We start from the raw sequence: 14,435 nt of genomic DNA, 5'->3' as shown, positions 1-14,435 counted from the left end.
TAATCTTTAATAAACATCACGCAAATAACGCTGTTCCCGTTTAAGTTGTTGCAACTGCTCAGTACCCAGAAGTTCTTCGAGCACTTGATCTACACCGCTTGCCATCCCTTTTAAACTACCGCAGACGTAGATCAGCGCTCCCTGTGCTATCCACTCTTGTAAACGAGATGATTGTTGCCTTAAACGATCTTGCACATAGATTTTTTCTGTCTGATCACGCGAAAAGGCATAATCCACGTGTGGCAAGTAACCATGCTGCTGCCAGTACGCAATCTCCGTCTGATATAAATGATCAAATTGCTGTTGTCTTTCACCAAAAATGAGCCAGTTTTTCTTGTAACCCCAGTGTTCTCTTTGACGCAAATGCGCAACTAAACCAGCGATACCCGTACCATTGCCAATCAAAATTATGGGCTTGTCATCCTGCTGTAAATGGAAACTTGGGTTATTTCGTATCGATGCGTGAACAGGTTGATTTTGTTCCAGTCCAACCGTTAACCAGCCTGAACCTAAGCCCAAACCTGTTTCAGTTTTTTGTTGTCTCACCACCAATTCAACTAAACCTTGTTCAGGTAAACTTGCAATTGAATACTCACGCTTGGGCAATACTTCGAATTGTGCAATCCACTCTAGCAACGAAAGGCCTGTTCGCGCAGGAAGTTTTCTTAAATTTAATCTTCCTAGTTTGGCAACCAAATCATCTGAGTGTTCCTGCCGCTGAGTGTCTAAAAAATGTTGAATCTCGGTGATGTCATTTTCACATTGGATTTCCAAAATATCACCCGATGACCAAGATATATTCCGATCAGCAATCAATTGAACTTTATAAATTGCTTCACCAACAGTTCCCGTATTTAGACATTGCCGATGGGCAAATTTGAAGGCAAGCATTTCTTTATCAAGTGCTATCGAGGTAAACGTGGTTGAGGTGAGTTGCTCTAAACCAATTAACCATTGTTCTAGATCATCGCTATTGAGTTGATCTACCAATACGGTAGGAAATAATGCTTGTGCATTATGCTGCAATAGCCATTGTTCAATTCTCTGCCCAAACTGACAAAAATTCGAATAGCGTTTATCTCCAAATGCCAAAACTGCAAAAGACAAATACGATAGATCTAAGGACTGATTCAGAATTTTATGCACAAAATTTTGTGCAGTATCTGGTGCATCACCCTCGCCATAAGTGCTCACCACCCACAATATCGTACTCGGCTGTTGCAAGTGTTGCTGGTTGAGTTGTTGGATATCCAGCAACTCAACTTTTTCTTCATGAATGATTTTTAATTGTTCAGCGGTATGTTTTGCCCAAGCCTCAGCTTGTCCAGTTTGACTGGCATAAACCACCAAATATTGTTGTGCATTGATGTCAGTATCAATACGTTGGCTAAACTGCCGCCAAAATAAATAAATGATAATAAATATATGCACTAGCAATAAAAACAGTAATGCACAAATCACCAAAAATAATGGCTGAGTCATATTGCGCCCCTTAAACCGCTGACCAGATCAGGAGGGTAATCAGTGCCAAACTCACCGCTGTAAGCGTCAGATGTGTCAATAATCGGGTTTTTAAGGTTAAAAACAGGATATATCCAGCCAATGACAACAACACGATGATCACCGCACTGATGTCAATTAACCAGCTCCAACCCGCGCCTACATTCTTACCGCGATGTAAATCATTTAACAATGAAACAGTAGATGCTGGCTTCATCGTGATCTCAGCTTCGGCAGTATCCAATAGCACCCAAATATCAGTCGAACCCGCAGGACTATCGAGACGAATCATCACTTCTCCGTCTAATATTTCACTGCTTTGATATCTCCCAACCAAAGACTGTTGTTGGCGTAAATAATCCAAAAGCGTTTGCGTTGGGTTTTCTTGCTCCGCAACCGTCCGCATTAACTGTTCAGGTAAAATAATGGTGTTACTTTGTTCCTGTTGTGCTGGTTTAAACCACTCTGGATGATTTAATAACAAACCCGTAACGGAGAAGAAAATAAGCGCAATAAAGGCAAATGCGGAGAGCCAACCATGCACATAACGTGCATGGCGGTAAAAATCACGGCGTTGATACAAGAGACAAGCCCCATTGATTTAGTGGTGAATAGATTTAAGCACCACGTTGGAAATTTAGTTTAAGCGTACCAATTTCAGTTTGAGCTGGTAGTGTTTTGTTCACTGCTTTTGGTGCAACATCCAGTTCAAAAGTTTGATAAGAACGATCACCATGTTCGCGTGAAGTTTCGATGTGAATCACATACTGTCCAGCCTTAACCACTTTTCCTTGATCATCTTTACCATCCCAAGCCAAACGGTATTGTCCTGGTTGACGTGATGGTTTTGCGACTGCATCAAGATTTGTCATTTGACGACCATAACGACGCCACCACACATAATTAGAGTTGATCCATTTTTCATCATTGCCCCATACTGCAAGCGTACGAACCAATTTTTTATCGGTATCTGTCACCCAAATCGAAACATAAGGCGCTCGATATTTCTCAACCGCGAGCTTAGGAATATTCACCTCTAACTGCGCTTGATAACCTTTTGGCCAAGCAGTCGCCTCACCGCTTGAAGCAACATGACGCATCACTGCTGGTTGATTTGCATCTAACAAAGATGACCAACCTGTACTTTGATAATGTGTACCATCACGCGTTACAAGCTGTGCCTCATAACCGACCAACTGCTCAATCAACTGCATGCCGTCATGTGGGGTCATTGCCGTCAATGCCGTGGCTAAGGCATCTGCATCCGCTGCACACTGTCCGACAACAACACATTGTTCGACCTGCTGCACGGGCATACCTGTTTGCGGATTGACTAAGTGAGACTGTCCCGCAAGTTGGCGATAGCCTTGACCACTAAACGCGACCGCTTGATCTTTAATATTTAGAATTTGCGCGGGTGCTGCATTATCAAAATGTTCATTTGGATCTTGTATACCAATTTTCCAACCTGTTTGGTTTGGCGATTGTCCCCAAACACGCATATCCCCACCAATATCAATCAAGATACCTTGTAAATGTGGCACTGCTTTCTTTGCCGCAATTAAAGCGCGGTCGATCACATAACCTTTGGCATAAGCATCTGGGACGATTTTGATCGCTGAACTTGTTGTGATTTGCTTGGTTTGTGAATTTAATTCGATACTTTGTGTTTTAAGTTGCTGTAGCAAGGTTTCTTGCGTATCGAGATCGAGACGCTTTACATCATTACTCTGCTCCCAAAGTTGGATCAACTGCCCTAAGCGTGCATCAAAACCACCACAGGTTGCACTACGCCATTGCTCACAAGCAGCAATCACATCATAAAGTTCGGATGAAGCAGAAATAGTTTGCTCACGATTTAATTGGCTAATTTCACTATCATCACGCCACACCGATAAAATTTGATCGAGTCGAGCAATTTCTGCTTGAATGACTTGCAAAGCTTTTTCAGCATCAGCTTGTTCCGATGTCGTCACGATCACATCCAATGACGTTCCTAAAACATGATCTTGGTGAAACTGATAGCTTGCAGCTTGTGCATCTGTAGCGATGCTCGGTGGTGCGATTGCTGAATCAACTGTTGGTATAGTCGCCTGTACTGGAGAAGCCATTATTGCCATCGCGGCCATCAGTGGAGATAAACGAAAAACCAAATTGATTGGACGAAGTAATACAGCACCTGATGACATAACTTTAACTCCAAAATTTAGTAAAAATAATATTGCAATTGATACTCGTTATCAAGTAGATTGTTACAATCTTTTATTAATTTGTAAGCTGAGGTATATGATGCGTCATTTACTGACCATTTCGTTATTGTCTGTATTACCTATTTTAAGCCATGCTCATACAGCTAGCCCTTTTGTATTACCAGAAGTATTCGATAGTAAATCTGATAACGTCAGCTTCCAAAGCGGTATAACCATAGAAAAATTCTTTGTTCCTAGCCGTAATTTTAAAACCAGTTATCAAATAACAACACCGAATGGTCGTAATCAGCAAGTCAATGCAGCGGCAGAACTCAAAACATTTAATATCGCCGAATTTAGTCTTGATGGCGAAGGAACTTATCGTATTCGCACACAAAATGCGACAGGCAACCCAAGTAAATACGCATTGATTGATGGTCGTTGGTTACGTGTACGTCCGCCACGTCCTATGAATAATATGCCAACACCAACAACGGCCAATAATGAGCAAAAACCAGCAGCACCAGCGACTCAACAGCCACCTCGTTTCATTACTGAAGACAAAGTTCCAGCAAAAGCTAAAACAGCACAAACAATCAATCATTATATTGCTGAAAGTTTCGTGACCAAGGGCAAACCAAGTCCTATTCCTACTGTGAGCAACAAAGGCTTTGAGCTTAAATTTATCACGCATCCAAATGAACTTTATGCAGGCGAAGCATTAAAAGCAGTCGTGTTAATGAATGGTAAACCTGTACCGAATGTTGAATTTGATATTTTCAAAGGTGCGAGCAATTACACCGCAAATGAAAGACGTGAACTTCCGCATGTCAAAACCAATACAAAAGGCGAATTAGAAGTTAAATTGGAGCAAGCTGGTATTTATTTAATTACTGGCGTTTATCCTGAAGCAAATAGTGACAATACCAAACAACCAATCGCTGAAAGCTATACTTATAGCGTGACTGTAGAAGTAACTGAATAAGCACATCGGGTACTTACTGTAATTGTAAGTGCCCTTTCTTTTATTAGATCTTTTCCATTTCTATCCTAAAAAGAACAGCGTATATTATTTTAAAACTTATATTTACTTTGTTTATATGCTTTCTCGAAAAACCAGTGATGCAGGCATCTTTCTATGGATGGTTTATCAAACCATGCACAAGATGAACCTTGATGCGGCCGCTATCTTTGCCAGTGTTCACTTACCTGACCAACCGCCTGATAAATTCGTCCGTCGTGATAACGCTACTCAACAACGATTTTGGCGCGCTGCGGAACATTTTAGCCAAGATCAGGATATTGGCTTACATGTTGGTAGCCATGTTCCACCCTTTCGTGGACAAGTGATTGAATATCTTTTTCTCAGTAGTCCAACCTTTGGTGAAGGATTACAACGCACTATTCGCTATCAAGCATTACTCACTGATGCGCTGTCTTTTAAACTCGAATACCATGACAATGAGATTGCGATCATTTCAGGTCTAAACCATCCAGTTAGACACTATTTAGAATGTGCGATAGGAATTTTGCTTACGTTCTTCAAATATATAAGTGAAGATGCTTTTACACCTTCTGAAATTTGGCTTCCTTACGATGAAGGTGCCAAGCTAGATGAATATAAAAAAATATGGGGGTGTAATGTCAGACTTGGGCAAACTGAAGGCTGTATTTTCTTTGATGCGAAATTATTAGACCATCATTCGCCTGCTTATGAACCTGAGTTATTAAAAATCCATGAACACCATGCCGCCTCACAACTTGAGCTTTTACACAAACATCAACTTATTGATGAGATAGAAAAGATCTTGGCCAGCGGATTATTGGAATCGAGTGAGTTTGATCAGAACATTGTGGCGAGAAGATTAAACCGCAGCGCCCGCAGTTTAAGAGCAGATTTGCAACTTTTGAATACAACTTATGAAAAAGTAATTGCGCAATATCGTGAACGACTTGCTCGGCGCTTACTCTCTCAGACCCAAGAATCTATTGATCAAATCGTATATCTTACTGGATTCTCTGAACCATCTGCATTCTCAAGAGCTTTTAAACGTTGGACTGGTGAAACACCAACAGCCTATCGACTACGAAAACAACAATAAGTTGATTTAATCGGCAGATTATAACTGCCCGTTCAGTCAAAAAAATTCAGCGCTATGTTTCTAAAATCTGATCAAGTTTTATGAGGTAAGCGAATATGATCGGTTTTCCAGTAGGTGTTTTTGTTGCGAATGGGATGGAATGGTATTTTCATAAGGTATGGCTACATGAATTTCCGAGCAAGAACAGAAATAGCCCCTTCTTTACTCATATTGCACATCACAAACGTGCTCGTTTAAATGGCTTTCATGATGAAGGCTATGCAGAATCGATGTTTAAAAATGCTGAGATTTATAATGAAAAAACAGCACTATATGGTTTAACTGCTGCTGCAACAGTCTTTCTTCCCGTTGCACCATTTTTTACAGCAGGCTTATATTATGGGATTTGGAACTACTGGAAAGTTCATGCAAAATCACATTTAGACCCAGAATATGCAAAAAAGCGTATTCCTTGGCACTATGACCACCACATGACCAGTAATCAAAATGCAAACTGGTGTGTCACGCGACCTTGGTTTGATTACATCATGGGAACACGCGTGATGACCGATGCTTCAACCACAGAAACGAATCCTCTTGCGATGAAAATGCCTATTTGGTTAGAGAAAAGGGTGAATAAAGCAGCACGCCGTATACTCCCTAAAGCCTATGCAAAAATTGATGAAAATTCTAAACTTGACCAATTAAATTTACGTCAGGGAATTGAGGTGGCTTTATAAGTTTTCATTTATTCAAAAACAAAAGCCTAATTATTGATTAGGCTTTTTATTAAACTAATTCCATTAAATACTTCAAAACACCATCACTAATAGTTATTATTCAACTCTAAAAATAATCCTATGTAGAATATTAAAATGTTAAATGCAAAATCCTATGCCGCTCTTTTAGCTACATCACTACTACTTTCAGCTTGTGGGGGAAGTGATAGCGAGCATAAAGCAAACAATACAACTCACCCAGCAGCTTTTACAACAACATTTGAAAGTAATCTAACACTCCAAAAAGATTCAGATCCAATCATTCAAATTGTAGGAAGAAGTAGCAATCAAGATGAAGATATAAATGCTTACGCTGTTACGCATCATTTTGACAAAGGTACTGCTTCAATTATATTTAGTTTTAATTTCGATAAAAATGATATAGCCAATACTCTGCATGTTAATTACGACCCAATTCTAAAGAAAATATTGAACATTTCTATTGGGGAGAACTATCTCAATGAGAAAATTCAAAACCTATCGAAACCAAATCTTTTTGCTTGCTCAGAATCCTTTGCTTTTGACTCTTGTAAGAATATTGATATTAAATTTGATGAAAAAACGGGCTATAGTGAAATCAATTTCGTTAATACAAAACTATCAACCCCAAATATTACAAGTCTTTCTCCAATCAATAAAGATAATCAATCTGCAATTGAAAAAAGCTATATTTCTTTAAACGGAAAACTTTCTGGTTCCCTCTCAACTCCTCCACAAACTTTGCAAAATATAAGAAAAACCAGCCAATTGAATATTTCTGCAAACCAGCAAGCTATTTCTTTAATGGGAGCAATTTATGATCCAGAAACAAGTGCACTCTTTTTTAGTTCACATACTGATAACGGAATTGATGCGGATTTAAAATTAGGTGAGTTTACGACCTACCTTAAAGACAATCTCGCTATAGCGTCTTCACTGCAAACTGAAGTATTGTATGGCTTCTCTGGTGCGTGTATGTCTTCGCTTCTCACACTCCCAGTTAAAGAACTCGGATCTATTCAGCCGACTGAAAATTCTAATGATATTACTTTAGCATTTAACCAAGCAGTATATAGTTATGAAAATAATGCACCATTATTTCCCAATATGCCTGTTCCATCTGAATGCGCCAAGACCAATTTACAACTTGATGGCTCATTAAAAGTTAACAAACCATTCACTCAACTTCAAATAACACCTGTTTTAAAAAATGAGGATACTCTACACTCCGTTCAGCCCGCTTTATATTTTGATGTTAGCAATCACAATATACAAAAATTCGGAAATGATACGATCGATGTCAGCATCATTGATAATAAAATTAAGAAAATTGATTTCAAAGCAACAAGAAATAATCCCAATCCTAGTACAGGATTATTGTTAGAGGAAATACAATACAATTATGAATGTAATGCAACTCAATCATGCCAAGGGGTAAGCTATGACCCAAAAAACAACCAAGTAACCTTTAAAAATACGATGCTAACACTTAAAGGAACTCTTGCTGATGAAGTGAATAAAAACATTATTTTAAATGGTGTATTTGATTTTGCAGGGCGTTAATTGATATTAAGTAATATCACATTTCTAAAACCGAGCTACTTACTTTAGCTCGGTTTTTTTATTCAACTAATGCGCACTGGTTTTCGATAACAAATTCAATATCAATACACCAGCCATAATCAATGTAATACCCACAATACCCCACACATCTAGTTTTTGATCAAAGACAATCCAAGCCACAGCCGAGATAAGTACAATCCCCAACCCAGACCAAATCGCATATGCAATACCAACAGGAATCGTTTTCAAGGTTAAAGACAAACAATAAAATGCAATAATATAACCAAGCACGACAATAATTGAAGCAATCGGTTTAGTAAAACCCTCGCTACTTTTTAAAGCTGAAGTTGCAATCACTTCAGCAATAATTGCAATGAATAAAAACATCCAATTCTTCATTAATTTTGATACCTAGCCCAGTACACACTAAATAGTAAGACATGATACACAAGGAAAAACACCCTTTTTGGTAAAAGGGTGTTTTTAGGATTTATCTTATATAGCTAAACGTTACGCTGATTTCTTCGCCATATTATTTTTACGAATCGTGATCATGACCAATTGAACCGCGGCTGGAGTCACACCCGGAATACGATTGGCTTGCGCCAATGTTTCAGGACGAACTGTTTTCAATTTTTGTGTAATTTCACGAGATAAGCCCGATACAATATCATAATCAAAATCAACTGGGATCTTGGTTTCTTCCAAACGCTTCATTTGAGCAACGTCATCATGTTGACGATTGATATAACCTGCATATTTCACAGCAATTTCGATTTGCTCACCCACATGTTGAGCAACATCCGAACCTGTCAATTCTGCGATTTGACTGAAATCAATATTTGGACGTTTTAGTAAATCAATTGCACTGCATTCTTTACTAAGATCTGCGCCTGTCATTTCAACAAACTTTTTACCCATTGGGTTATTTGGTGCAGCCCACAAATGCTGTAAACGAGAGGTTTCACGCTCAACCGCTTCCATTTTCTCACTATAAGCAGCCCAACGTTCATCATCAACTAAACCAAGCTCACGACCAATCGGCGTTAAACGTTGATCAGCATTATCTTCACGCAACATCAAACGATATTCTGCACGTGAAGTAAACATACGGTAAGGCTCTTTAGTACCTAAAGTGATGAGGTCATCAACCAACACGCCCATATATGCTTGATCACGTTTTGGTGTCCACTCTTCTTGTTCCCAAGCACGACGTGCTGCATTCAAACCAGCAAGTAAACCTTGCGCACCAGCTTCTTCATAGCCAGTAGTACCATTGATCTGACCAGCAAAATACAGGTTCTGAATCGCTTTAGTTTCAAGCGTAAATTTCAGTGCTTGTGGATTAAAATAGTCATATTCAATCGCATAGCCCGGACGTAGGATATGCGCATTTTCCATACCACGGATCGAACGAACTAAATTGAACTGCACATCAAACGGCAATGAAGTCGAAATACCATTAGGATAAAGCTCATGGGTATCCAAGCCTTCAGGCTCTAGGAAAACTTGGTGCGAATCTTTATCTGCAAAACGATGAATTTTATCTTCAATCGATGGGCAATAACGCGGTCCAACACCTTCAATCACACCGGTATACATCGGCGAACGGTCTAAACCACCACGAATAATCTCATGGGTTTTTTCGCTTGTATGCGTGATATAACAATTCACTTGTTCTGGGTGCATCGACACATCACCCATAAATGACATCACAGGAGATGGAAAATCACCCGGTTGTGCGGTCATGACTGAGAAATCAACCGTACGCGCATCAATACGCGGTGGTGTACCTGTTTTTAAGCGACCCACTGGTAATTTGAGTTCACGTAAACGCTGAGCAAGGGCAATCGAAGGTGGATCACCCGCACGACCACCGCTTGAGTTTTGTAAACCAATATGGATGACACCACCCAAGAATGTTCCCGTCGTCAACACCACAGTTTTAGTGTCGAAACGAATGCCCATTTGAGTGACGACACCTTTAACCGTATCGCCTTCAACAATAAGATCATCTGCCGCTTGTTGGAAAATGTCTAAATTTGCTTGGTTTTCTAAGGTATGACGAATCGCAGCTTTAAAACGAACACGGTCAGCCTGAGCACGTGTAGCACGAACTGCAGCGCCTTTACGCGAATTTAAAATACGGAACTGAATACCACCTTTATCTGCCGCCAGTGCCATTGCACCACCGAGCGCATCGATCTCACGGACTAGATGTGATTTACCAATACCACCAATCGCAGGGTTACAGCTCATCTGCCCCAAAGTCTCAATATTATGCGTCAACAATAATGTTTGTCTTCCCATACGTGCAGCAGCAAGCGCCGCTTCCGTACCAGCGTGACCGCCACCAATTACGATAACGTCGTAAACTTTAGGATAGTGCATAGTGGTAAATGTGTATTCAAAAAATGACAGAGCATTATACAGGATTTTCCTTGTTATTTGACAAAAAGCAGTGAGATTCTTATCGGCTACAAAGGATTGATAAGGCGAAAAATGTGAACCGTACCGGGTTTGTCGGAGACTTTTTTATTTAAGTTAAGCCACCTGACCTAACGGGTTAATCTTATCATAGTACATTGCTTCAAACTCAAAAGGCGACACATAACCCAGTGCACTGTGTACACGCTTTTTATTGAACCAATCTACCCAGTTTAGTGTCGCAAGTTGTACATCTGCTAAACCTTGCCAATCTGCTTTTAAATATTCAATCACCTCTGTTTTGTATAAGCCATTCACCGTTTCAGCCAAAGCATTATCGTATGAATCACCAGTTGTACCGACTGATGCTCGTAAATTTGCTGCTTCTAAACGATTGGTATAGCGAATCGAAAGATATTGCACACCCCTGTCGGAATGATGAATCACATTCTTTGGCATGCCTCGATCGTGCAATGCTTGCTCAAGTGCATCGAGCACCATATCTGTATTCATCCGTGTAGATACTTTCCATCCAACAATTGCTCGTGAGAACACATCAATAATAAAGGCGGTATAGACCCAGCCTGAATGAGTTTGAATATACGTAAAGTCACTGACCCATAATTGGTCAGGTCGATCAGCACTAAAATTACGTTTCACTAAATCATCTGCTCGTTTTTGATCATCTCGGTTGCGGGTAGTTTGTTTGTTCTTACCACGCCAAACACCTTGTATATCTAGCTTCTGCATCAATCGAGCAACTGTACAACGTGCAATAACATAGCCTTCACGTTTCAATTTTTGCCAAACTTTACGTACACCATATCGACCTAAACTTTCCTTCCAAATTCGTTTAATTTGTTCAGCATGATGCTCATCATGTAGATCTCGTTTCGCTCGATGTTCTGGATTGTCAGCGAGATCTAAAGTTCGGTAATAGGTTGAAGCTGCGATCGGTAAAATCCTACAAATCGCATCAACACCATATAAGTCTTTATTGTTATGGATGAAATCCACCATTATTTGTGTGGGCGGTCGAGCTCCGCCTGGGCGAAAAAAGCGGCTGCTTTACGTAGAATTTCATTGGCACGCTTTAATTCTTTAATTTCACGTTCCATTTGCTTCATTTTTTCTTGATCAGATATCTGTTGTACTTTAATAGGATTTTGCTGATCTAAATGCTTTTGATGCCAGGCACGAAGTGTTTCAGGAGTACAACCAATCTTAGGCGCAATTGCTGTGATTGCAGCCCAAGTAGAAGGATAATCTTTTTCAGATTCAATTAGTAATTGAACCGCTCTTTCTCTAATTTCGGGGGTATAGGTTGGTTTTTTCATCGGAATAGTCTCTCAGAATATTGAGTCTCCGACAAACCCGGTACGGTTCAATGACACAAAAAGAAACTTCCTGTTGCATTTTCCCTGTACTTTTAACAAAGCGCTCTAAGATTACTAACCTGATCACCACTGTCTTATCTCAAAATATTTCTATCCTAAAAGTACAGAACAAATACTTTAGGAAAATGAAATGAACTCGAAGCTTTTACTGTCATCATTAATCTGTGGTTTATTTTTTACTGTAACGGCTCAAGCAAACGCTAAAACTGCCACTGATCCACTGACCCAGAAGTATCAGCAAGTATGTAAAGGTAAGAAACAAGGTGATGCGGTTTCATTTGCCCACAAAGGTGTTGTTTTTAACGGTGCTTGTGAAAGCGATGAAAACAACAAGCTAAGCTTCCAACCTCCAACGCCTGCCTCTGAAGCACCAGTCGAAACACAAAGCAAAATTTCAGAAACGCAATCTGAACCACGCCCAGTAAGCACACCGACTGAAATGCCAGCAGAAGCACCATCCGGACTTGCTGCTCCGATGGAAAATGCTGAACAGCCGATGATGGATAATGATCAAGAAGCACCTTAAATCAATCAAAGTGCTTAAATGAAGATCCAATGAAAGAAAGGATGCCGCGTGATGTGGCATCCTTTCATGTTTTTTAAATACCGAATTCTTAGAAACTGCAAACATTTCATCTTAAAATTGTAATCTGTCTATTTTATAAGCCCTTTAATAAGCCTGAATCCATTACAATAATCCCAAATACATTTACTTAGGTTGTCCTGTGAACTGGCTACAAATTCATATTACTGTCGATCAAGATCAAGTTGAACTTACTGAAACCCTACTCCTATCATTAGGCGCAGTGAGTGTAACTTTAGATGATGCCGAAGATCAGGCTTTACTTGAACCATTACCAGGTGAAACACCACTTTGGAACAAAGTCATTGTTACAGGCATTTATCAACAAGAAGAAGATGATCCAATTGATGTCGATACGTTGGAAGCATTCTTAAAAGCACAACTTCCAGATGTTCCGATGCGTCATGAATATCTAGAAAACCAAGTGTGGGAACGTGCATGGATGGACTATTATGAGCCAATCCAAATCGGTGAGAAATACTGGATCGTACCTGAATGGCTAGAACCTCCAGAAGCAGATGCAACCAACATCAAGCTTGATCCTGGTTTAGCTTTCGGCACAGGTAACCATGCCAGTACATTCTTGTGCTTACAATGGTTAGGCAAAACCGATGTAAAAGACAAAGTCGTAATTGACTATGGTTGTGGCTCAGGGATTTTAGGTGTTGCAGCATTGTTGCTCGGCGCAAAAAAGGTCTATGCAACAGACATTGACCCACAAGCCGTCTTGGCGACCAAACAAAATGCAGAATTAAATGGTGTACTTGATCGTCTTTATGTAGGCTTGCCAGAAGAGTTCGATCAAGAATTTAAACAACAACAAGCAGATGTATTGGTTGCAAATATTCTGGCAGCACCGTTAATGGCACTTGCGCCTGAATTCTCAACTTTATTAAAAAATGAGGGCGAGTTCGCACTTGCTGGTGTAATAGAAGAGCAAGTTGCTGATGTTTCTAGTGTTTACTCTCAGTTTTTTGATATATTAGAGATCGAAAAGCGTGAAGAAAACTGGTGTCGCATTTCAGGAAAACGTAAAACAACAACTTGAGATCTCTATAAGTTATGAGTGAAAAACAAACCCGCTGCCCTAAATGCTCAACCGTGTACAAAGTGACCCTTTCACAACTCAGCGTTGCACAGGGTATGGTTTGTTGTCCAAAATGTGTGATTAACTTTAATGCACTCACTAATTTACTCGCTTCTGAAGAAGATGAAACGATTGCCGTACCCGCAAATCGTTCATTATTTTCTTCAATCCAACCAAACAGCTCATTTGCAGAAAAGCAAATGCAAATTTTAAGTATTTTTGATCAAAAAATTGAAAACTCAAATATCGATCTATTGACCTATTTAAACAACCTAAATTATTTCAATACCGAACCAGTCACTGCTTTACCCAACTTAAACCTTTCAGAAGACACCGTTCTCATAGATGAGACTTCGACTGAAAAACAACACGGTTGGCTGTACTACACCCTTTGGGGGCTTGGCAATATCACCCTTATACTGGTATTTGCCTTTCAAATTTTATGGTTCAATCCTAAATTGATGCATGAAAGCCCTGCATTAAATCGAATCTTTAACTACGCATGCGGTGCTTTAACTTGTAAAACAAGAGATGAGCAGTATAAATATTTAAACTTTGAAAAAGTACAAGTTAGACCTGCTGATCAAAATTCAACACGCTTTTCAGGTACGCTCGTCAACCGACATGAAAACAGTGTTGTACTTCCTGCCATTAACGTTATTTTGAAAGACAATGGTGAAGTGATTTCAAATACGGTATTAACCCCCCAAAACTATTTGGTTGATAGCTTGAAGACGATTCAACGCATCCCGACAAATAGCCCTTTTAGGTTTGAATTTACCATCCCAAATAGCAAAAACAGCTTCAATGACTATAGTTTAGAAATTGTACAACCCTAAAAACGAAAAAA

Annotated in this window: 13 protein-coding genes and 1 other annotated feature; of the genes, 7 read left to right on the top strand and 6 right to left on the bottom strand. The window is 39.7% G+C overall.

Annotated features, from left to right (window positions below):
• Window positions 1–6 precede the first annotated feature (6 nt).
• From F991_RS08510 to F991_RS08500, 3 genes are read right to left on the bottom strand one after another with little or no spacing between them, the layout of a single operon-like run.
• On the bottom strand, window positions 7–1,482 hold the full coding sequence (locus F991_RS08510) for a sulfite reductase subunit alpha (RefSeq protein ID WP_004670597.1): 1,476 nt from the start codon (window positions 1,480–1,482) through the stop codon (window positions 7–9).
• Between the two features lie 10 nt (window positions 1,483–1,492).
• Complete coding sequence (locus F991_RS08505; RefSeq protein ID WP_004670596.1) at window positions 1,493–2,083, bottom strand: PepSY-associated TM helix domain-containing protein; 591 nt, start codon at window positions 2,081–2,083, stop codon at window positions 1,493–1,495.
• Between the two features lie 34 nt (window positions 2,084–2,117).
• Complete coding sequence (locus tag F991_RS08500) at window positions 2,118–3,689, bottom strand: DUF2271 domain-containing protein (RefSeq protein WP_004670595.1); 1,572 nt, start codon at window positions 3,687–3,689, stop codon at window positions 2,118–2,120.
• A 100-nt stretch (window positions 3,690–3,789) separates the two neighbouring features.
• Here F991_RS08500 and F991_RS08495 point away from each other — a divergent pair, with 100 nt between their 5' ends.
• The 4 genes from F991_RS08495 to F991_RS08480 all read left to right on the top strand — a co-directional run bounded on the left by F991_RS08495 (window position 3,790) and on the right by F991_RS08480 (window position 8,091).
• Window positions 3,790–4,674 carry a DUF4198 domain-containing protein gene (locus F991_RS08495; protein ID WP_004670594.1) on the top strand — a complete coding sequence of 295 codons (885 nt, stop codon included), beginning with the start codon at window positions 3,790–3,792 and terminating at the stop codon, window positions 4,672–4,674.
• Window positions 4,675–4,789: 115 nt separating this feature from the next.
• Window positions 4,790–5,791, top strand: coding sequence for an AraC family transcriptional regulator (locus F991_RS08490; protein ID WP_004670593.1), 1,002 nt, complete (start codon window positions 4,790–4,792; stop codon window positions 5,789–5,791).
• A gap of 95 nt (window positions 5,792–5,886) precedes the next feature.
• Window positions 5,887–6,510 carry a sterol desaturase family protein gene (locus F991_RS08485; protein ID WP_004670592.1) on the top strand — a complete coding sequence of 208 codons (624 nt, stop codon included), beginning with the start codon at window positions 5,887–5,889 and terminating at the stop codon, window positions 6,508–6,510.
• Window positions 6,511–6,645: 135 nt separating this feature from the next.
• Window positions 6,646–8,091, top strand: coding sequence for a hypothetical protein (locus F991_RS08480; RefSeq protein ID WP_004670591.1), 1,446 nt, complete (start codon window positions 6,646–6,648; stop codon window positions 8,089–8,091).
• 66 nt (window positions 8,092–8,157) lie between these two features.
• Here F991_RS08480 and F991_RS08475 read toward each other — a convergent pair whose 3' ends face one another.
• The 3 genes from F991_RS08475 to F991_RS08465 all read right to left on the bottom strand — a co-directional run bounded on the left by F991_RS08475 (window position 8,158) and on the right by F991_RS08465 (window position 11,855).
• Window positions 8,158–8,490 (bottom strand): DMT family transporter, encoded by a 333-nt coding sequence (locus tag F991_RS08475; RefSeq protein ID WP_004670590.1) that lies wholly within the window; start codon window positions 8,488–8,490, stop codon window positions 8,158–8,160.
• Between the two features lie 111 nt (window positions 8,491–8,601).
• The gene (gene mnmG, locus F991_RS08470) at window positions 8,602–10,482 is read right to left on the bottom strand and encodes a tRNA uridine-5-carboxymethylaminomethyl(34) synthesis enzyme MnmG (RefSeq protein WP_004670589.1); all 1,881 of its coding nucleotides are present in this window, start codon (window positions 10,480–10,482) and stop codon (window positions 8,602–8,604) included.
• A 153-nt stretch (window positions 10,483–10,635) separates the two neighbouring features.
• Window positions 10,636–11,855 (bottom strand): IS3 family transposase gene (locus F991_RS08465; protein ID WP_145972635.1). Its coding sequence is split into 2 segments (ribosomal slippage): window positions 10,636–11,579 and window positions 11,579–11,855, totalling 1,221 coding nucleotides; the frame shifts between segments, so codons are not numbered across the junction.
• Window positions 11,464–11,580: a sequence feature (AL1L pseudoknot), on the bottom strand. Its footprint overlaps the gene before it by 117 nt.
• A gap of 190 nt (window positions 11,856–12,045) precedes the next feature.
• On the opposite strand from F991_RS08465, the gene F991_RS08455 reads away from it, so the two are divergent.
• The 3 genes from F991_RS08455 (at window position 12,046) to F991_RS08445 (ending at window position 14,424) form a co-directional block, all read left to right on the top strand.
• The gene (locus tag F991_RS08455; protein WP_004670588.1) at window positions 12,046–12,441 is read left to right on the top strand and encodes a hypothetical protein; all 396 of its coding nucleotides are present in this window, start codon (window positions 12,046–12,048) and stop codon (window positions 12,439–12,441) included.
• A 199-nt stretch (window positions 12,442–12,640) separates the two neighbouring features.
• On the top strand, window positions 12,641–13,546 hold the full coding sequence (gene prmA / locus F991_RS08450; RefSeq protein WP_004670587.1) for a 50S ribosomal protein L11 methyltransferase: 906 nt from the start codon (window positions 12,641–12,643) through the stop codon (window positions 13,544–13,546).
• Between the two features lie 14 nt (window positions 13,547–13,560).
• Window positions 13,561–14,424 carry a DUF3426 domain-containing protein gene (locus F991_RS08445; protein ID WP_004670586.1) on the top strand — a complete coding sequence of 288 codons (864 nt, stop codon included), beginning with the start codon at window positions 13,561–13,563 and terminating at the stop codon, window positions 14,422–14,424.
• The last annotated feature ends 11 nt before the right edge of the window (window positions 14,425–14,435 follow it).

The sequence above is a fragment of the Acinetobacter sp. CIP-A165 genome, from assembly GCF_000367985.1.
Lineage (GTDB): Bacteria > Pseudomonadota > Gammaproteobacteria > Pseudomonadales > Moraxellaceae > Acinetobacter.
Note: the sequence above shows the minus strand (reverse complement) of the source record. Positions and strands in the feature narration are given on the sequence as shown.

Excerpts from the sequence above, each read along its gene's own strand:
- F991_RS08490 (WP_004670593.1), top strand. The coding sequence starts at position 4,790 with ATGCTTTCTCGAAAAACCAGTGATGCAGGCATCTTTCTATGGATGGTT.
- F991_RS08495 (WP_004670594.1), top strand. The coding sequence starts at position 3,790 with ATGCGTCATTTACTGACCATTTCGTTATTGTCTGTATTACCTATTTTA.
- F991_RS08510 (WP_004670597.1), bottom strand. The coding sequence starts at position 1,482 with ATGACTCAGCCATTATTTTTGGTGATTTGTGCATTACTGTTTTTATTG.
- F991_RS08445 (WP_004670586.1), top strand. The coding sequence starts at position 13,561 with ATGAGTGAAAAACAAACCCGCTGCCCTAAATGCTCAACCGTGTACAAA.
- F991_RS08475 (WP_004670590.1), bottom strand. The coding sequence starts at position 8,490 with ATGAAGAATTGGATGTTTTTATTCATTGCAATTATTGCTGAAGTGATT.
- mnmG (WP_004670589.1), bottom strand. The coding sequence starts at position 10,482 with ATGCACTATCCTAAAGTTTACGACGTTATCGTAATTGGTGGCGGTCAC.
- F991_RS08480 (WP_004670591.1), top strand. The coding sequence starts at position 6,646 with ATGTTAAATGCAAAATCCTATGCCGCTCTTTTAGCTACATCACTACTA.
- F991_RS08500 (WP_004670595.1), bottom strand. The coding sequence starts at position 3,689 with ATGTCATCAGGTGCTGTATTACTTCGTCCAATCAATTTGGTTTTTCGT.
- F991_RS08485 (WP_004670592.1), top strand. The coding sequence starts at position 5,887 with ATGATCGGTTTTCCAGTAGGTGTTTTTGTTGCGAATGGGATGGAATGG.
- F991_RS08455 (WP_004670588.1), top strand. The coding sequence starts at position 12,046 with ATGAACTCGAAGCTTTTACTGTCATCATTAATCTGTGGTTTATTTTTT.